The sequence below is a fragment of the Curvibacter sp. EU05-FHT14A10 genome (genome assembly GCF_058791075.1).
Genome location: NZ_JBYTDE010000001.1, coordinates 24,246 through 42,682 on the forward strand (window position 1 = coordinate 24,246; position 18,437 = coordinate 42,682).

Sequence of the window (18,437 nt, forward strand, 5' to 3'; positions counted from 1 at the left end):
CTGCTGTGTGGGGGCGCCCCCCCGGATCAGCGCCCGGCGCGCCCCGGTCGCAAGGCCCGTCGGCAGGCCCGGCGGTAGGCCGCCAGGGTTTCGGCCGCCAGCGTGTGCAGGGCGCTGGCCGGTTGGCCGGCCAACAGGCTCAGGCCTTCGCTGGCCTGGCGCATGGTGTACACATGGAACTGCCCGGCCGCCACGGCGGCCACCAGCTCGGGTGACAGCATCAGCTGGCGCTGGTTCAGTGCGGGCAGCAGCACACCTTGCTGGCCGGTCAGCCCGGCGCGCCGGCAAACTTGGAACCAGCCTTCGATCTTCTCGTTCAGGCCGCCCACGGGCAGCACTTCGCCGTGCTGGTTGAGAGCGCCGGTGACCGCGATGTCCTGGCGCAGGCCCACGCCTGACAGCGAGGACAGCAGGGCGAACAGCTCGGCGCACGAGGCCGAGTCGCCCTCCACGCCGTCGTACTCCTGTTCGAAGCCCAGCGAGGCCTGCAGGGCCAGCGGCGCCTGTTCGCTGAACAGCGCGTGCAGGTAGCCTTGCAGAATCAGCACGCCCTTGTCGTGGATGGGGCCGGACAGGCGCACCTCGCGCTCGATGTTGAGCACGCCCTGGTGGCCAGCCTGGGTGCGGGCGCTGATGCGCATGGGCACGCCAAAGCGGTGGTCGCCGGTGTCGATCTGGCTCATGGCATTGAGCTGGCCCACGGCCAGGCCGGTGGTGGAGATCAGCCGCTCGCCTTCGCTGATGCTGTCGAGCACGCACTGCTCCAGGTAGTCGTGGCGCTGGCGCCGTGCCTGCAGGGCGGCCGCCACGTCGGCGGCGCTCACCCCTTCGCCCTGCCGGTCGCGGCACTGCTGGGCGCTCTCGATCAGCACCATTTCGATCTGACCCAGTTGCGCGCTGAGGTAGTGCTGGTCGTCGGCCTCGCGGTGGCTTTGCTCCAGCAGGGCTGCCACGCCTGCGGCCTCGAAGTGGGGCAGGCCGAGTTGCCGGCAACGGCAGGCCACCCAGGCCGCCATGGCGCGGCGGTTGTCGTCGCTGGCGGCAAAGCGGTCCGCAAAGTCGACCTTGACGCGGAAACGGCGCGCCATCTCGGGGTCGGCGTCTTGCAGTTTGTAGTATTCGTCGGGCGAGCCGACCAGCACCAGGCGCACGTCCACCGGCACGGCGTCGGGCTGCAGGCTGGCGCCAGCCGGGGTGCCCGTGCCACCGGGCTCTTCGATCTGCAACTGGCGCGAGCGCAGAAAGCGGCGCAGCCGCTCCCACAGGGGCTCGTCGTCGATCAGGTCGGCCAGGTGCAGCATCAGGTACCCGCCGTGGGCTTGCAGCAGGCCGCCCGCATGGATGGCGGTGTGGTCCGCGGGGCCGGCGTCGTCGCCGCCCGGGTGCTCGATGCTGCCGAACAGGCTGCGCATCTGGGGGTTGTTGTCCAGCACCACCGGCGCACCTTGCTGGCCAGCGTGGTCCACCACCAGGTTGAAGGCCAGGCAGGCCTGCCAATGGGCCAGGTCGGCCTTGCGGTCGGCTTCGTCTTCGTCTTCGGCTCGGGGCAGGAACAGGTCGATCTGGTTCAGCACCTCGCCGATGGCCGCCTGCACCCAGCTCTGCAGCCCGTGGCGCTCGGCTTCGGGCAGGCCGGCCAAGGCGGTGTCAAAGGCCTTCTGCAACTGCGGCGTGAGGGTGCGGCGCTTCAGGGCCTCCAGGGTCTCGTCACGGGCAATCTCGCGCAGGCGCAACTGGGCCAGCACGCGGGCCATTTCAGCGCGCACCTCGTTTTCGGTGGCCGTGGCCAGGGCTTCGGCGGCCGATTTGTCAGCCTCGCTTTGAGGGCTCTTGTCCTTGCCGTGTGGTTTCTCAGGCAGCACCAGCTTGAGCCGGTCGGACTCGCGCTGCAGCTGGTAGCCGTGGCGGGCGGCCAGGGCTTCCAGGTCTTTCAATGCCAGGTGCTCCTCGCGCTCAAAGGCTTTCTCGATGCCGTCGGCCTCCAGCGTGACCTCGGCGGCCTCCAATTGGGCCGGGATGTCGGTGGCCAGTTGGCGGGTGAGCTGCTGCAGGCCCTGGCGCAACACGCGGCCGCTGCCGGCCGGCAGGCGCAAGGCCAAGGGGCGCTGCGGGGCCTCGAAGCGGTGCAGATAGCCCAGGTCGGGCGGTACCGGGCGGGCTCGGGCTGCCTGGTGCAGAGCCTGGCGCAGCAGTGAACTGCGGCCACTGCCGACTTCGCCCAGCACGAACAGGTTGTAATCGGGCGCTTCGATGTGCAGGCCGAACTCGGTGGCTTGTCGGGCGCGTTGCTGCCCGATCCAGCCCGGGGCCTCGTCGGCCAGTTCGGCGGTGCTGGCAAAGCCCAGGCTGGCAGGGTCGATGTGGCGGCGCAGTTGCTGGGCCGTCAGGGCAGGCTGGGTGGGCAGGTCGGTGGAGGGGGCGGGCATTGACGAAAGAGGGATGTCGGGGGCCAGGAGGTCGGAAAGCATAACGCTAGCCGGGCTTGGCCCGGTTGCGTGGCTGAATTCGAAAGGCAATGGGCGGATCAGTTACGGGCGCCTGCTGCCAGGGCGCGCTGGCGATTGTCTTCCAGCGACTGCGGCGTTGGTCCCCGGGTGGGCCAGCCTTGCAGGTGTTGCTGGGCCAGCGCGCTGAGGGCGGTGATCCAGGCCGGGCTGTCATTCAGGCAGGGGATGTAGTGGAAGGCTTTGCCCCCAGCGTGCAAAAAGGCCTCACGGGCTTCCTGGTTGATTTCTTCCAGGGTCTCCAGGCAGTCGCTGGTGAAGCCGGGGCAGATCACGTCCACCCGGGCCGTGCCGGCCTGGGCCAGGGCCACCAGGGTGGGTTCGGTGTAGGGCTCCAGCCACTTGGCCTTGCCGAAGCGCGACTGGAAGGTGATCTTGTAGCGATCCGCGCGCAGCCCCAGGCGTTCGGCCAGCAGGCGGCCCGTCTTCAGGCATTCGCAGTGGTAGGGGTCGCCCAGCTGCAGGGTGCGCTCGGGCACGCCGTGGAAGCTCATCACCAACTGGTCGGGCTGACCGTGTTCGCGCCAATGGGCTTCGACCCGTTGTGCCAGGGCATCGATGTAGCCCGGGTCGTCGTGGTAGCGGTTGATGAAGCGCAGCTCGGGCAGGTGGCGCTGGCGCAGGCCCCAGTGCGCCACATCGTCGAACACGCTGGCGGTGGTGGTGCCGGAGTACTGCGGGTAGGCCGGCAGGATCAGCACGCGGGTCACGCCATCGGCCTTCAGGGCATCCAGCTGGTGGGCGATCGAGGGTTGGCCGTAGCGCATGGCGTAGCGCACCTGCACCTGATGGCCGGCTTCGCCCAGCCAGCCCTGCAGCAGCTTGGCCTGCTTCTCGGTCCAGGCCTTGAGGGGTGAGCCCTCGGGCGTCCAGACGCTGGCGTATTTGGCGGCCGACTTGGCCGGGCGCACGCGCAGGATGATGCCGTGAAGGATCGGCTTCCAGATCAGGGCCGGGATCTCGACCACCCGGTGGTCGCTGAGGAACTGGGCCAGGTAGCGTCGCAGGGCCGGGGCGGTCGGGGCCTCGGGGGTGCCCAGGTTGCACAGCAGGATGGCGGTGCGGGCGGCTTGGCCGTGGCGGTAGGCGGGCTCGGGGGCGAACTTGGACGGCATGGGCAGGGTGAGGCTGAGGCTGAGGCTGAGGTTTTGAGGGATGCAGTATTCTCAGCCACCTATGCTCGATCACGCCCGAATCAAGGCCATTACCCTGGACCTGGACGACACTTTGTGGCCCATCTGGCCGACCATTGCCCGCGCGGAGACGGTGCTGGCCGATTGGCTGCAGCGCCACGCACCTGCCACGGCCACCCTGTTCTCGCGCCCCGGGGCCTTGCGCGAGATCCGCAACCAGATGACCACGCTGCGGCCCGACCTGGTCACCGACCTGAGCGCGCTGCGCCGCGAGTCGATCCGCCTGGCCCTGGGCCAGGCCGGCGACGATCCGGCCCTGGCCGAGCCGGCCTTCGAGGTGTTCTTTGCCGAGCGCCAGCGGGTGGACCTGTTTGACGATGTGCACGAATGCCTGGGCCGCCTGGCCGAGCGCTACCCTTTGGTGGCCTTGTCCAATGGCAATGCCGATGTGCAGCGGGTGGGGCTGGGGGCGTATTTCAGCGCCAGCCTGAGTGCGCAGCAGTTCGGCGTGGCCAAGCCCGACCCGCGAATCTTCGAGGCCGCCGCCGCCGCGGCCGCCGTGGCCCCGGCCGAGGTGTTGCACGTGGGCGACGACGTGGACACCGACGTCATGGGGGCCTTGAACTCGGGCCTGCAGGCGGTGTGGGTGAACCGCGACGCCAAGGCCTGGCCCCATGCCAGCCCCGCGCCCTGGACCATCAGCAGCCTGCACGAGCTGTGCCGGCATTTGGTGGGGTGAATCCGCTCAGGTCAGTGCCGCCACCACCGACTGCGCGCTCAGCACCGCCCCTTCGAGCGTGGCCGGGTAGGGGCCTTCCACATAGTCGCCGCAGGCCCACAGGCCCGGGATCAGTCGCTGGGCGGGCCGAGTCAGGCCTGGGGTGCAGGCGAAAGTGGCGCGCTTTTCGGTCACCGTGCCCAAGGCCTGTAGTTCGCTCACCCCGATCGGGGCCAGGGCCTGGCGGCCTTGGGTCAGCACTTGTTGGCTGAGGGCCTCGCGGCTCAGGTCGGGGCTGGCGCTGAGCACAAAGGCCAGTTGGCCTTGGGGGGCGCCGAGTTGACCGCGGTCGAACACGAACTGGGCCGGCGCCCCGGGCCCGCAGCGCAGGGCCAGCATGGGCTGGGGCAGCCGGAGGGCGCCGGCCGGGGTGCCGGCCTGTGCGTACACCGTGGTGATGGCTTCGAAGCGAAGGGCCTGGGCCTGGGCGGCCCAGGTGGCCAGGGCGGCGTGTTGATCACCGCTCAGGCCCGAAGCCTGGGTCAGCAGGCGGGCCGCCTCGCCAGGAGGGCAGGCCAGGATGACCTGGTCGAAGGCGGGGGCCTCCAGCCCCGTCGCCACTTGAAGCTGCCATCGTCCCTTGGCGTCGCGCAGCAGGCCTTGCACCCTTTGGCCGGTTTGCACGCTGTGGCCCTGGGCACGCATCCAGCGTGCCGCCGGCTCGGGCCACAAGGCCCCCAGGTCGGTGCGGGGCAGCAGCAGGTGCGAGGCGCCCGGGCCGCCGGCCAGGGAGTCGCGCAGCACACGCAGAAACACTTCGCCGCTGGCCTGGTCCACCGGGGTGTTGAGGGCTGACACGCACAGGGGCTCGATCAGCTCGGCCATGACCCGCGGCCGTATGCCTTGGCACAGGGCCAGCACGCTGGCATCTGGGGCGCAGCGAAAGCCGCCGATCTGCCAGCGCAGGGTGGTGGCCAGCAGTGAGATCCGGTCGCGCCAGGACCAGCCCCGCGCGCCGAGGATGCCGGCGGCGGCATCGAAGGGAGCAGGCCAGCGCGGCAATTGCAGGCCGCCCCCATCGGGGAAGCGCAGCGTCAGTGGCAGGCGCAGCAAGGCTTGTTCGGGGTCCACCCCCACCCGGCGCATCAGGCGCAGGCTCTGGGTGTAGGCGCCGATCAGAATGTGCTGGCCGTTGTCCAGCCCGGTCAGGGCCGCTGGGCCGGGCAGGGTGCGGGCCCGGCCGCCGAGTTGGGGCGAGGCCTCGAACAGGTGCACGGCCCAGCCCTGGTCGTGGGCGGCCATGGCGGCAGCCAGGCCGGCCCAGCCGCCACCGATCACGGCGAGGTGGCGTGAGTGGGGCTTTGGGGCCTCAGACACGGCCCAGGGCCTGCACCTTCCAGGCCAGCCACAGCTTGCGCAAGGGGGTCAGGCTGATGCGCTGGTGCAGCACCTGGAAGTTTTCGTCTTCGATCTCGCGCAGCAGGGTGCGGTAGATGCTGGCCATCATCAGGCCGGGCTTCTGGGCCCGCAGATCGGCGCCGGGCAGCAGGGCCAGGGCCTGGTCATACAGCTGGTGGGCGCGCTCGGCCTGGAACTTCATCAGCGCGGTGAAGCGATCCGAGTACACGCGTTGCAGCACCTCATGGGCCTTGACGTCAAAGCGCTGCAGCTCGTTCACCGGCAGGTAGATGCGGCCCCGCATGGCGTCTTCACCCACGTCGCGGATGATGTTGGTCAGCTGGAAGGCCAGGCCCAGGGTGTGGGCGTACTCGGTGGTGCGGTCGTCGGTCTGGCCGAAGATGCGCGCCGAGACTTCGCCCACCACGCCGGCCACCAGGTGGCAATAGCGTTGCAGGCCGGGGTAATCCAGGTAGCGGGTTTGCTCCAGGTCCATCTGGCAGCCCTGGATGACGGCTTGCAACTGCTCCTGGCGCAGGCCATACACCGGCACGTGGGGCATCAGAGCCTGCATCACGGGGTGGCTGGCCTGCCCGGCGAAGGCCTGGCGCACTTCGTTCTGCCACCAGGCCAGCTTGGTCATGGCCACGCCGGGGTCGCTGACTTCGTCGACCACGTCGTCCACTTCGCGGCAAAAGGCATAGAAGGCTGTGATCGCGGCGCGGCGCGGCTTGGGCAGAAACAGGAAGGCGTAATAAAAGCTGCTGCCCGAGGCGGCGGCTTTTTGCTGGACGTAGTCTTCTGGGGTCATGGATTGGGCTGAGCGTACGCGCAGCATTGTCCCATCTTGTGAAGGGGGGGGCAGGCCGCAGCTTCTCAAGGCCATTCACATCCAGAGGGTGCGCCAGAGCAGGGGCAGGGCGTCGGCCCGGCCCAGCTTGATGCGGCGGGCCAGCGGGTTGCCGCCAGTGGCGCGGATGCGTTGCAACACGCGCAGGCCGCCTTGCACCACCAGGCGCAGCTCCCAGCCGGCGCGACCGGGCAGGCGGTGCACCAGCGGGGCGCCGCGGTGCATCAATTGTTCGGCCCAGGCCAGGTTGTCGGCGATCAGGGCCAGGGCCGCGGGACTGGCGGACCCGCTTTGAAGCTCGCTGCGGGGCACGCCATGGCGCAGGCAGTCGGCCACGGTGAGGTAGTGGCGCCCCCGCGGAATGTCCTGGCTCAGGTCTTGCCAGAAATTGATCAGTTGCAGGGCGCTGCAGATGTCGTCGCTTTGCGCCAGGGCCCCGGGCTCGGCCACGCCGTGCAGGTGCAGCAGCAGGCGTCCGATGGGGTTGGCCGAGCGGCGGCAGTAGTCAAGCAGGCTGTCGCGGTCCGGGTACAGGTGCTGATCGCGGGTGTAAGCGATGTCTTGCATGAAGGCGCTGATCAGGTCGTCCAGCAGTGCCACCGGCAGGCCCCAGGCCGCCTGCTGTCGGGCCAGTGGCGCCAGTACCGGCTGCCATCGCGCATTGGGCGCCGTGCCGGCCAATGTGGCGTGCAACTCGGCCTGGTAGGCCGCCAGGGTCGCCAGGCGTTGCGCCGGGCTGTCGTCGCCCTCGTCGGCGATGTCATCGGCGGTGCGGGCAAAGTGGTACAGCGCGGCGATCGGGGGGCGCAACCGGGGCGGACACAGCCAGGAAGCCACCGGGAAATTCTCGTAGTGGGTCAGCGGCAACACTTCAGTTTGCACAGTATCGCGATGAGGGGGCACCTTGGGGGTTGCGGCGGCGCTTGGCTTGACATGCATCAGAACAATCCCTTAGGCTACTAACCAATCAGTCATTAATGTTGAACCCCAGGCTTGGCCTTGGTGACTTGACACTTTTCTGGTGCCAAGGGCTCCCTTGGTGCCGCTTACCCGCACTTCGTTCAGCAGGTTGCCCATGCCCGTCACTGTGAATGTCCACCGTGCCCGTCCCCTTTTTGGTGGGATCGTTGGCGTTTCTCTCATTTTGTCCCTGGTCACCCTGTTGGCCGCTTGCTCACGCCCCGAACCGGCGGCCGAACCGGTTCGGTCGGTCAAGGTGCTGACGGTGGCAGAAAGCCGCATGGGGACAAAAAACGAGTACTCGGGCGAGGTCCGGGCCCGCATCGAGTCGCGTCTGGGCTTTCGGGTGGGCGGCAAGATTATCCGCCGCCAGGCCGAGCTGGGGCAGCGGGTGCAGGTGGGGCAGGTGCTGGCGCAGCTGGATCCGCAGGACTACAAGCTGGGCGCCGACGCGGCACGGGCCCAGGTGGCCTCGGCCCAGACCAACCGTGATCTGGCGGCAGCCGATTACCGCCGCTACAAGGATCTGTACGACAAGAACTTCATCGGCGGCTCGGAGCTGCAGCGTCGTGAAACCACCCTGAAGGCGGCTCAGGCCACGCTGGAGCAGGCCCAGGCCCAACTGGCCAGCCAGGGCAACCAGATCGCCTACACCTCGCTGGCGGCCGACGTGTCGGGTGTGGTGACGGCCATCGAGGCGGAGCCGGGTCAGGTGGTGCAATCTGGCACGCCGGTGGTTCGCATCGCCCAGGACGGTCAGCGCGACGTGGTGTTTGCCGTGCCCGAAGACAAGGTGGGCTCGGTGCGCGTGGGGGCCAAGGTGGTGGTCAAGGTATGGTCTGAAGGGCGTGAGATTGAAGGCGAGGTGCGCGAAGTGGCCGCCAGCGCCGACGCCGTGACCCGCACCTACACAGTGAAAGTCGCCTTGCCGGTACAAGGCGCACCGGCCCTGGGGTCGACCGTGAACGTGTTGCCTCAAGGCCTGGACAAGGCCACACCGTCGGTCTTGAAGCTGCCCACCAGCGCGCTGCGCCAGGAGGGGAAATCCACCGCCGTCTGGGTGCTGGATCCCAAGGCCATGACCGTGCGCCTGCAGCCCGTGGAGATCGCCACGGCCGATGGCAATGAGGCGGTGGTGGCCGGGGGCATCAAGCCCGGCGACCTGGTGGTGGCCGCCGGTGTGCACGTGCTGTCACCTGGCCAGAAGGTCACGATCTACCAACCCAAGAAGGCGCTGCCCGGCGCGGAGGTTGCCCCCGCGGCATCGGCCGCTGCCCCGGCTGATGCCGCTCCTGCCGCTGCGGCCAAGTGAGGTCCGGCATGAGCAACGCGCAGCCCAAGGAAAGCTTCAACCTGTCGAAATGGGCGCTGGATCACCCGGCGCTGACCCGCTACCTGCTGGTGGTGCTGATGTTGTTGGGCTTTGCGGCCTACTTTCAGCTCGGCCAGGACGAAGACCCGCCGTTCACCTTCCGCGCCATGGTGGTTCGCACCTATTGGCCCGGGGCCACGGCCCAGCAGGTGGCCGAGCAGGTCACCGACAAGCTCGAAAAGACGCTTCAGGAGGTGCCTTATGCGGACCGCATCCGCAGCTACTCCAAGCCGGGCGAATCGCAGATCATCTTCCAGATCAAGGACTCGTCCAAGCCCGGTGATGTGGCCAACGTCTGGTACCAGGTGCGCAAGAAGATCGGCGACATCCGATACACCTTGCCTTCGGGTACCCAAGGGCCGTTCTTCAATGATGAGTTCGGCGATGTGTATGGCGTGATCTATGCGCTGGAGTCGGATGGCTTCAGCTATGCCGAGCTCAAGACCTTTGCCGACGATGTGCGCCAGTCGCTGCTGCGCGTGCCTGACGTGGCCAAGGTCGAGCTGTTCGGTGTGCAGGACGAGAAGATCTTCATCGAGATCTCGCAAAAGCGCCTGGCCCAGCTGGGCCTGGACCTGAATGCCGTGCTGGCCCAGCTCAATGCGCAGAACGCGGTGGAGAGCGCCGGTGCCGTGCAGACGCCGCAGGATGTGGTGCAGGTGCGGGTGCAGGGGCAGTTCGAGGCGGTGGAGCAGTTGCGCGCCATGCCGATCCGCGGCAGCTCGGGCAATCAGTTGCGCCTGGGCGACATCGGCGAGGTGCGCCGTGGCTATGTGGATCCACCGTCGGTGAAGGTGCGCCACAACGGTCGTGAAGTGATCGCCATGGGCGTGTCGATGGCCAAGGGCGGCGACATCATCCAACTGGGCAAGCAACTGCAGTTGGCCACTGAAAAGATCGAGAAAAGCCTGCCGGCCGGCCTGACCCTGGTGCAGGTGCAGGATCAGCCCAAGGCGGTGACCACCTCGGTGGGCGAGTTCGTGCACGTGCTGATCGAGGCCGTGGTGATCGTGCTGGCCGTGAGCTTTGTGAGCCTGGGGCTGCACAAGCGTCCGGGCAGCCAGCCGCTGTGGCGTCGCTATTACATCGACGTGCGCCCTGGCCTGGTGGTGGGCATCACGATTCCGCTGGTGCTGGCCGTGACCTTTCTGGCCATGTGGTACTGGGGCATCGGGCTGCACAAGATCTCGCTGGGCTCGTTGATCATTGCGCTGGGCCTGCTGGTGGACGACGCCATCATTGCGGTCGAAATGATGGTGCGCAAGATGGAGGAGGGCTACGACAAGGTGCGTGCCGCCACCTTTGCCTACGAGATCACCGCCATGCCCATGCTGACGGGCACGTTGATCACCGCGGCCGGCTTTTTGCCGATCGGGCTGGCCAAGTCACAGACGGGTGAGTACACCTTCGCCATCTTTGCCGTGACCGTGATCGCCCTGGTGCTGAGCTGGGTGGTGTCGGTCTATTTCGTGCCTTACCTGGGGGCCTGGTTGCTCAAGCGCCCGCCCCATGTGCAGGAAATGGGTGCCGGGCATGAGGGGGGTGAACCGCACGAGATGTTTGACACCCCGTTCTACAACACCTTCCGTCGCGCCGTGACCTGGTGCGTGGCGCACCGCTGGGCCACCATCGCGGCCACGCTGGCGATCTTTGCGCTGGGCATCGTGGGCATGGGCAAGGTGCAGCAGCAGTTCTTCCCGGACTCCAGCCGGCCTGAGATTCTGGTGGACATCTGGTTCCCCGAAGGCACCTCGTTCGCCGCCAACGATGCGGTGACCCAGCGGGTCGAAGCCCGCCTGCGCGAAGAGGTGGGCGTGAAGAGCGTGAGCACCTGGGTGGGCTCGGGCGTGCCCCGTTTCTACCTGCCGCTGGACCAGGTGTTCCCGCAGACCAACGTCTCGCAATTCATCATCCTGCCGGTGGACTTGAAGGTGCGCGAGAGCCTGCGCATCAAGCTGCCGGCCCTGCTGGCCGAAGAGTTCCCAGAGGTGCGGGGGCGCGTCAAGTTGCTGCCCAATGGACCGCCGGTGCCTTATCCGGTGCAGTTCCGGGTGATGGGTTCGAACCCGGCGGTGCTGCGTGAGCGGGCCGACGAGGTCAAGGAACTGATGCGCAAGAACAGCCACATGCGCGGTGTGAACGACAACTGGAACGAGTCGGTGAAGGTGATCCGCATGGAGGTCGATCAGGCCAAGGCGCGTGCCCTGGGCGTGACCAGCCAGGCGATTGCGCAGGCTTCGGCCGCCATTCTGTCGGGCACGGCGGTGGGGCAGTTCCGCGAGAACGACAAGCTGATCGACATCGTGGTGCGCCAGCCCCTGGAGGAACGCAATGCGATCACTGACCTGGGCAATGCCTACCTGCCCACCGCCAACGGGCGTTCGATCCCGCTGACCCAGATCGCCAAGCCGGTGTTCACCTGGGAGCCTGGCGTGATGTGGCGCGAGAACCGCGATTACGCGGTGACCGTGCAGGGCGACATCGTGGAGGGTCTGCAAGGGGCCACCGTGACGGCTGAGCTGTTGCCTGAGCTGCGGGCGCTGGAAGCGAAGTGGCAGGCCTCCGGCCAGGCCTTCCGCATCGAAGTGGCCGGCGCGGTGGAAGAAAGCAGCAAGGGCTCGGCCTCCATCGCCGCCGGACTGCCGGTGATGTTGTTCCTGACCTTCACGCTGCTGATGCTGCAGTTGCAGAGCTTCAGCCGCTCGGTGCTGGTGTTCCTCACCGGCCCCCTGGGCATTGCCGGTGTGGCGGGCGCCTTGCTGGTGTTGAACCGGCCGTTCGGCTTCGTGGCCTTGCTCGGGGTGATCGCGCTGATGGGCATGATCCAGCGCAACTCGGTGATCCTGATCGACCAGATCGAGCAGGACCGCGCCCGGGGCGTGCCCGCTTGGGATGCGATCGTGGAGTCGGCGGTGCGCCGCTTGCGCCCCATCGTGCTGACGGCGGCCGCGGCGGTGCTGGCGATGATCCCGCTGTCGCGCAGCGTGTTCTGGGGGCCGATGGCGGTGGCCATCATGGGGGGCCTGATCGTGGCCACCTTGCTCACGCTGCTGGCCTTGCCGGCCATGTACGCCGCCTGGTTCCGCGTCAAGCGTCCTCAAATCGAGGTGAATTGAGCGTTGGCGCGGCCTGCAGCGCGAAATTTGCAGGGTTTTGAGGCCTTTGGAGGCTCCAGAACCCTGCATCTGACCCGGATTCGGGCCGGAACCCGGATTTCATCCCGCTAAAATAGAAGGTTGACCGATTTCGTTGGGGTGGTCAGTGTGAACTGATCGCCCGTTTTGTTTTCAGGCGCGCGGGTGGCGAAATTGGTAGACGCACCAGGTTTAGGTCCTGACGCCAGCAATGGTGTGGGGGTTCGAGTCCCCCCCCGCGCACCACTTGTGAGATTTATTTACGCCAGGCCAGGACGTGCACATCACGCGGCCTGACACGCCATATCAGGAGAAAACAATGGCTGTTACCGTTGAGACCCTCGAGAAGCTCGAACGCAAGATCACGCTGACCCTGCCCGTCACGGCAATCCAGGCTGAAGTGGACACGCGCCTGAAGCGCCTGGCCCGCACTGTCAAGATGGACGGCTTCCGTCCGGGCAAGGTGCCGATGGCCGTGGTGGCCCAGCGCTATGGCTACTCCGTTCAGTACGAAGTGATGAACGACAAGGTGGGCGAGGCTTTTGCCGTGGCTGCCAACGAAGCCAAGCTGCGTGTGGCTGGCCAGCCCCGCATCACCGAAAAAGAAGGCGCGCCCGAAGGCGAGCTGACTTTTGACGCTGTGTTCGAAGTGTTCCCCGAAGTCAAGATCGGCGACCTGTCGACAGCTGAAGTCGAAAAGCTGTCGGCCGACGTGGACGACGCCGCCATCGACAAGACTCTGGAAATCCTGCGTAAGCAACGCCGCACCTTCGCTCAGCGCGCTCAGGATCAGGCTGCCCAGGACGGCGACCGCGTGACGGTTGACTTCGAAGGCAAGATCGACGGCGAACCCTTTGCCGGCGGCAAGGCCGAAGACTTCCAGTTCCTGATCGCTGACGGTCAGATGCTGAAGGAATTCGAAGACGCCGTGCGTGGCATGAAGGCCGGCGAAAGCAAGACCTTCCCCCTGGCCTTCCCGGCCGACTACCACGGCAAGGATGTGGCCGGCAAGCAAGCCGACTTCCTGGTCACCGTGAAGAAGATCGAAGCCGCCAACCTGCCCGAAGTGAATGATGCCCTGGCCAAGACCCTGGGTATCGCCGACGGCACCGTGGACGCTCTGCGCGCCGACATCAAGGCCAACCTGGAGCGCGAAGTCAAGTTCCGTCTGCTGGCCCGCAACAAGCAGGCTGTGATGGATGCCCTGGTGGGCAAGGCTGAACTCGACCTGCCCAATGCCAGCATCCAGGCTGAAATCGGCCGTCTGGTCGAAGGCGCCCGTGCTGACCTGAAGCAGCGCGGCATCAAGGACGCCGACAAGGCCCCGATCCCTGACGACGTGTTCCGTCCCCAAGCCGAGCGTCGCGTGCGCCTGGGTCTGGTGGTGGCCGAGCTGGTTCGTGCCAACGAACTGCAAGCCAAGCCCGAGCAACTCAAGGCCCACGTCGAAGAGCTGGCTGCCAGCTACGAGAAGCCGGCTGAAGTGGTGCGCTGGTACTTTGGTGACCAGAACCGCCTGGCCGAAGTCGAAGGTGTTGTGATCGAAAACAACGTCACCGAATTCGTGCTGTCCAAGGCCAAGGTCACTGAAAAGTCGGTTTCGTTCGACGAACTGATGGGCCAGGCCTGAAACCTGATCTGATCTCTCTTTTTTGAGATGCTGAGGGGCTTGTGCTTTGTTGCGCAGGCCCCACTTCATTTTTGGGTACAGTTAGGTTTCCCCTTGGAGAAAACATGAGCGCACTGGACATTCAAGGCCTGGGCATGGTCCCGATGGTCATCGAGCAATCGGGTCGTGGCGAACGGTCCTACGACATTTATTCACGTCTCCTGAAGGAGCGCGTGGTGTTTCTGGTGGGCCCGGTGAACGACCAGACCGCCAACCTGGTGGTGGCGCAGCTGCTGTTCCTGGAGAGCGAAAACCCCGACAAGGACATTTCGTTCTACATCAACTCGCCGGGTGGTTCGGTGAGCGCCGGCATGGCCATCTTCGACACCATGAACTTCATCAAGCCCCAGGTGTCGACCCTGTGCATCGGCATGGCTGCCAGCATGGGCGCCTTCTTGCTGGCCGCCGGCGAAAAGGGCAAGCGTTACTCGCTGCCCAATTCGAAGGTGATGATTCACCAGCCGCTGGGTGGCGCACAAGGCCAGGCCACCGAGATCGAGATCCACGCCCGCGAGATTCTCAAGACCCGCGAGCAGCTCAACAAGATCCTGGCTGAACGCACCGGGCAGCCGCTGGAAAAGATCGAGCGCGATACCGAGCGCGATTACTATCTGTCTGCCGACGAAGCCAAAGATTACGGCTTGGTGGATCAGGTGATTGCCAAGCGGCCTTGACCAGTATCCCGGCTGAATGAGCGGCGTTTCCCGGGAGAGGGAAGCGCCGTTTTTTATTTCGCTATCATCTAGAACAACGCGTTACAAGGCATTTCCGACATGGCCGACAAAAAAGGCTCCACCAGCGAGAAAACACTCTATTGCTCCTTTTGCGGCAAAAGCCAGCACGAGGTGAAGAAGCTGATCGCCGGTCCATCGGTTTTCATCTGCGATGAGTGCATTGATCTTTGCAACGAAATCATCCGCGATGAGCTGCCTTCGACCGAGGCGGGGCGAGAGGCCCGCGGCGATTTGCCGACGCCTTCCGAGATCAAGCTCAATCTCGACAACTATGTGATCGGCCAGGAAGTGGCCAAACGCACGCTGGCCGTGGCGGTGTACAACCACTACAAGCGCCTGCGCCACAAGGACAAGGGTGCCAAGGATGAGGTTGAACTCTCCAAGAGCAACATTCTGCTGATCGGGCCCACCGGCTCGGGCAAGACCCTGTTGGCCCAGACCTTGGCGCGCATGCTCGATGTGCCTTTCGTGATGGCCGATGCCACCACCCTGACCGAAGCCGGCTATGTGGGTGAAGACGTCGAGAACATCGTGCAGAAGCTGCTGCAAAGCTGCAACTACGATGTCGAGCGGGCCCAGCGCGGCATCGTCTACATCGACGAGATCGACAAGATTTCGCGCAAATCGGACAACCCTTCGATCACCCGCGACGTGTCGGGCGAAGGGGTGCAGCAGGCCTTGCTGAAGTTGATCGAAGGCACCATGGCGAGCGTGCCTCCCCAGGGCGGGCGCAAGCATCCGAACCAGGACTTCCTGCAGATCGATACCACCAATATCTTGTTCATCTGCGGTGGCGCGTTTGCTGGCATCGAGAAAGTGATCGAGAACCGCACCGAGGCCTCGGGCATTGGTTTTGGCGCTTCGGTCAAGAGCAAGAAGCAGCGTACCTTGACCGAAATGTTCGGCGAGGTGGAGCCTGAGGATTTGATCAAGTTCGGCCTGATTCCCGAGCTGGTCGGGCGCATGCCGGTGGTCACCACGCTGGCCGAGCTCAGTGAAGATGCGCTGGTGCAGATCCTGACCGAGCCCAAGAACGCTCTCGTGAAGCAGTACCACAAGCTGCTGGCCATGGAAGGCGTTGACCTGGAGATCCGCCCGGCGGCGCTGCAGGCCATCGCCAAGAAGGCCTTGGCCCGCAAGACGGGTGCACGTGGCTTGCGTTCCATCCTTGAGCATGCCCTGATCGACACGATGTTCGATCTGCCGAATGCCTCGAATGTCGAGAAAGTCGTGGTGGACGAGTCCACCATCGATGAGAACAAGCCGCCGCTGCTCGTGTATCGCGAGGCGGCCAAGAAGGCTTGAGCCCTTGGGCTGTCAACATGACCCAGCCTGGTGCTGGCACGGCGGCTGCTTGGCTGCCGTGTCGGCCCCGGCGGGTTGAAATCTCCCGTTTGCGGACCATATTCAACAGGTAACCAAAGGATATCCATGTCCGGACAACCCCCTCTGCCTGCCACGTCCATCGACCTGCCGCTGCTTCCGCTGCGCGATGTGGTCGTGTTCCCTCACATGGTGATCCCGCTGTTCGTCGGCCGCCCCAAGAGCATCAAGGCTCTGGAGTTGGCGATGGAAGCCGAGCGCCGCATCATGCTGGTGGCCCAACGTACCGCCGCCAAGGACGAGCCCTCGGTGGCTGATATGTTCTCGGTCGGTTGCGTCTCGACCATTCTGCAGATGCTCAAGCTGCCTGATGGCACCGTCAAGGTGCTGGTCGAAGGGCAGCAACGTGCCACGGTCGAGAAGATCGATGACGCCGAAAGCCACTTCTCGGCCACCGTGCTGCCGTTGCCCGTGCCTGAGGTGGAGCCCGAAGGTGCCAAAGCCAGCGAGATCGAAGCCCTGCGCCGCGCAGTGATGCAGCAGTTTGACCAGTACGTCAAACTCAACAAGAAGATTCCGCCCGAGATCCTGACGTCGATCGCCAGCATCGACGATCCAGGGCGCCTGGCCGACACGATTGCGGCCCACTTGCCGTTGAAGCTGGACAACAAGCAGGCGGTGCTCGATCTGGCGGGCATCAAGGAACGCCTGGAAAATCTGTACGAACAGCTTGAGCGCGAGGTCGACATCCTCAATGTCGACAAGAAGATCCGTGGCCGCGTGAAGCGGCAGATGGAAAAGAACCAGCGCGACTTCTACCTGAACGAGCAGGTCAAGGCCATTCAGAAGGAATTGGGTGAAGGTGAAGAGGGTGCGGACATCGAGGAGATCGAGAAGCGCATCAAGGCCGCCAAGATGCCCCGCGACGCCTTGAAGAAGGCCGAGAGCGAACTCAAGAAGCTCAAGCTGATGTCGCCCATGTCGGCCGAGGCCACCGTGGTGCGCAACTACATTGACGTGCTGGTGGGCTTGCCCTGGGCCAAGAAAACCAAGATCAAGCACGATCTGGGCAATGCTGAAAACGTGCTGAACGAAGACCACCATGGCCTTGAGAAGGTCAAGGACCGCATTCTTGAATATCTTGCGGTGCAACAGCGGGTCGACAAGGTGAAGGCACCCATCCTGTGTCTGGTCGGCCCTCCGGGGGTGGGCAAGACCTCACTGGGGCAGTCGATTGCCAAGGCCACCGGGCGCAAGTACGTGCGCATGGCGCTGGGTGGCATGCGTGACGAGGCCGAGATCCGGGGGCATCGCCGCACCTACATCGGCGCCCTGCCCGGCAAGGTGTTGCAAAGCCTGACCAAGGTCGGCACGCGCAACCCCTTGTTCCTGCTGGACGAGATCGACAAGCTGGGCACGGATTTCCGGGGCGATCCCTCGAGTGCTCTGCTGGAGGTGCTGGACCCGGAGCAGAACCACACTTTTGGCGACCACTACGTGGAGGTCGACTTCGACCTGTCTGACGTGATGTTCGTGGCCACCTCCAACTCCATGAACATCCCGCCCGCGCTCCTGGATCGCATGGAAGTGATTCGCCTCTCGGGCTACACCGAAGACGAAAAGACCAGCATTGCCGAAAAGTACCTGCTGCCCAAGCAGATGAAGAACAACGGCGTGAAGGACACCGAGCTGTTGGTCACCGAAGAGGCCATCCGTGACATGGTGCGCTACTACACCCGTGAGGCGGGTGTGCGCTCCCTTGAGCGTGAACTCTCCAAGATCTGCCGCAAGGTGGTCAAGGGCTTGCTGCTCAAGAAGATGACACCCAAGGTGGTGGTGAACGGCGAAAACCTCGATCAGTTCCTGGGGGTGCGCAAGTACTCCTACGGTCGTGCCGAGCAACAGAACCAGGTCGGTCAGGTGGTCGGACTGGCCTGGACCGAGGTGGGGGGCGATCTGCTGACCATCGAAGCGGCGCTCATGCCTGGCAAGGGCAACATCACCCGCACCGGTTCGCTGGGTGACGTGATGAAAGAGTCCGTCGAGGCGGCGCGCACCGTGGTGCGCAGTCGCTCCAGGGCATTGGGTATCAAGAACGAGGTGTTCGAGAAGAACGACATCCACATCCACGTGCCCGATGGGGCCACGCCCAAGGATGGCCCGAGTGCCGGTGCCGCCATGACCACGGCTTTCGTTTCTGCCCTCACGGGCATTCCGGTGCGCAGCGATGTGGCCATGACGGGTGAGATCACGCTCCGAGGCGAGGTCACGGCCATCGGGGGCTTGAAGGAGAAGCTGTTGGCGGCCTTGCGCGGTGGCATCAAGACCGTGCTGATCCCGGAAGAGAACGTCAAAGACCTGCAGGAGATCCCCGAGAACGTGAAGAACGGTCTCGAGATCGTGCCGGTCAAGTGGATCGACAAGGTGCTGGAGGTGGCTTTGGAGCGCGTGCCTGTGCCGCTGACCGATGAGGAAGTGGCTGCGAGCACGGCTGCTGCGGCCACGCCTGCGCCTGCGGTTGCCCCTGACGGCTTGAAGCATTGATGCGGCTGGGCTCAAATTTCGGTCTGCGAGTTCTGAAGAGAGCGAAATTTGGGCTATAATTTTTGGATCGCAACGAACTTGATCAAAGAGTTTGTTGA

At 65.3% G+C, this 18,437-nt stretch carries 12 protein-coding genes and 1 tRNA gene; 8 read left to right on the top strand and 5 right to left on the bottom strand.

The window, feature by feature from the left end; genetic code table 11:
• Nucleotides 1-26: 26 nt before the first annotated feature.
• Nucleotides 27-2,468 carry a Lon protease family protein gene (locus AC3WUT_RS00090; protein ID WP_492345040.1) on the bottom strand — a complete coding sequence of 814 codons (2,442 nt, stop codon included), beginning with the start codon at nt 2,466-2,468 and terminating at the stop codon, nt 27-29.
• 56 nt (nt 2,469-2,524) lie between these two features.
• Nucleotides 2,525-3,619 (bottom strand): ferrochelatase, encoded by a 1,095-nt coding sequence (gene hemH / locus AC3WUT_RS00095; RefSeq protein WP_492345041.1) that lies wholly within the window; start codon nt 3,617-3,619, stop codon nt 2,525-2,527.
• 61 nt (nt 3,620-3,680) lie between these two features.
• Here hemH and AC3WUT_RS00100 point away from each other — a divergent pair, with 61 nt between their 5' ends.
• Nucleotides 3,681-4,376 (top strand): HAD family hydrolase, encoded by a 696-nt coding sequence (locus AC3WUT_RS00100; protein WP_492345042.1) that lies wholly within the window; start codon nt 3,681-3,683, stop codon nt 4,374-4,376.
• 6 nt (nt 4,377-4,382) lie between these two features.
• On the opposite strand, the gene hpnE is transcribed toward AC3WUT_RS00100, so the two are convergent.
• The 3 genes from hpnE to hpnC form a co-directional block, all read right to left on the bottom strand.
• Nucleotides 4,383-5,732, bottom strand: a complete 1,350-nt coding sequence (gene hpnE / locus AC3WUT_RS00105) for a hydroxysqualene dehydroxylase HpnE (RefSeq protein WP_492345043.1) — start codon at nt 5,730-5,732, stop codon at nt 4,383-4,385.
• Nucleotides 5,725-6,564, bottom strand: coding sequence for a presqualene diphosphate synthase HpnD (gene hpnD, locus AC3WUT_RS00110; RefSeq protein ID WP_492345044.1), 840 nt, complete (start codon nt 6,562-6,564; stop codon nt 5,725-5,727). The genes hpnE and hpnD overlap by 8 nt, the downstream gene beginning before the upstream one ends.
• 75 nt (nt 6,565-6,639) lie before the next feature.
• The gene (hpnC, locus tag AC3WUT_RS00115; protein ID WP_492345045.1) at nt 6,640-7,542 is read right to left on the bottom strand and encodes a squalene synthase HpnC; all 903 of its coding nucleotides are present in this window, start codon (nt 7,540-7,542) and stop codon (nt 6,640-6,642) included.
• Nucleotides 7,543-7,678: 136 nt separating this feature from the next.
• On the opposite strand from hpnC, the gene AC3WUT_RS00120 reads away from it, so the two are divergent.
• The 7 genes from AC3WUT_RS00120 (at nt 7,679) to lon (ending at nt 18,339) form a co-directional block, all read left to right on the top strand.
• Nucleotides 7,679-8,875 carry an efflux RND transporter periplasmic adaptor subunit gene (locus AC3WUT_RS00120; RefSeq protein ID WP_492345046.1) on the top strand — a complete coding sequence of 399 codons (1,197 nt, stop codon included), beginning with the start codon at nt 7,679-7,681 and terminating at the stop codon, nt 8,873-8,875.
• Nucleotides 8,876-8,883: 8 nt separating this feature from the next.
• Nucleotides 8,884-12,051 (top strand): efflux RND transporter permease subunit, encoded by a 3,168-nt coding sequence (locus AC3WUT_RS00125; RefSeq protein WP_492345047.1) that lies wholly within the window; start codon nt 8,884-8,886, stop codon nt 12,049-12,051.
• A 177-nt stretch (nt 12,052-12,228) separates the two neighbouring features.
• Nucleotides 12,229-12,315 (top strand) — tRNA-Leu (locus AC3WUT_RS00130).
• Nucleotides 12,316-12,388: 73 nt separating this feature from the next.
• Entirely contained in the window at nt 12,389-13,699 is a 1,311-nt protein-coding gene (gene tig / locus AC3WUT_RS00135) for a trigger factor (protein WP_492345048.1), read from the top strand.
• 104 nt (nt 13,700-13,803) lie between these two features.
• Nucleotides 13,804-14,412, top strand: a complete 609-nt coding sequence (gene clpP, locus AC3WUT_RS00140) for an ATP-dependent Clp endopeptidase proteolytic subunit ClpP (protein WP_492345049.1) — start codon at nt 13,804-13,806, stop codon at nt 14,410-14,412.
• A 99-nt stretch (nt 14,413-14,511) separates the two neighbouring features.
• The gene (gene clpX / locus AC3WUT_RS00145; RefSeq protein ID WP_492345050.1) at nt 14,512-15,777 is read left to right on the top strand and encodes an ATP-dependent Clp protease ATP-binding subunit ClpX; all 1,266 of its coding nucleotides are present in this window, start codon (nt 14,512-14,514) and stop codon (nt 15,775-15,777) included.
• A 126-nt stretch (nt 15,778-15,903) separates the two neighbouring features.
• Nucleotides 15,904-18,339: an endopeptidase La gene (gene lon, locus AC3WUT_RS00150; RefSeq protein WP_492345051.1), complete on the top strand. Its 2,436-nt coding sequence runs from the start codon at nt 15,904-15,906 to the stop codon at nt 18,337-18,339.
• The last annotated feature ends 98 nt before the right edge of the window (nt 18,340-18,437 follow it).

Excerpts from the sequence above, each read along its gene's own strand:
- AC3WUT_RS00090 (WP_492345040.1), bottom strand. The coding sequence starts at position 2,468 with ATGCTTTCCGACCTCCTGGCCCCCGACATCCCTCTTTCGTCAATGCCC.
- AC3WUT_RS00120 (WP_492345046.1), top strand. The coding sequence starts at position 7,679 with ATGCCCGTCACTGTGAATGTCCACCGTGCCCGTCCCCTTTTTGGTGGG.
- hemH (WP_492345041.1), bottom strand. The coding sequence starts at position 3,619 with ATGCCGTCCAAGTTCGCCCCCGAGCCCGCCTACCGCCACGGCCAAGCC.
- hpnD (WP_492345044.1), bottom strand. The coding sequence starts at position 6,564 with ATGACCCCAGAAGACTACGTCCAGCAAAAAGCCGCCGCCTCGGGCAGC.
- tig (WP_492345048.1), top strand. The coding sequence starts at position 12,389 with ATGGCTGTTACCGTTGAGACCCTCGAGAAGCTCGAACGCAAGATCACG.
- lon (WP_492345051.1), top strand. The coding sequence starts at position 15,904 with ATGTCCGGACAACCCCCTCTGCCTGCCACGTCCATCGACCTGCCGCTG.
- hpnC (WP_492345045.1), bottom strand. The coding sequence starts at position 7,542 with ATGCATGTCAAGCCAAGCGCCGCCGCAACCCCCAAGGTGCCCCCTCAT.
- AC3WUT_RS00125 (WP_492345047.1), top strand. The coding sequence starts at position 8,884 with ATGAGCAACGCGCAGCCCAAGGAAAGCTTCAACCTGTCGAAATGGGCG.
- clpP (WP_492345049.1), top strand. The coding sequence starts at position 13,804 with ATGAGCGCACTGGACATTCAAGGCCTGGGCATGGTCCCGATGGTCATC.
- AC3WUT_RS00100 (WP_492345042.1), top strand. The coding sequence starts at position 3,681 with ATGCTCGATCACGCCCGAATCAAGGCCATTACCCTGGACCTGGACGAC.
- clpX (WP_492345050.1), top strand. The coding sequence starts at position 14,512 with ATGGCCGACAAAAAAGGCTCCACCAGCGAGAAAACACTCTATTGCTCC.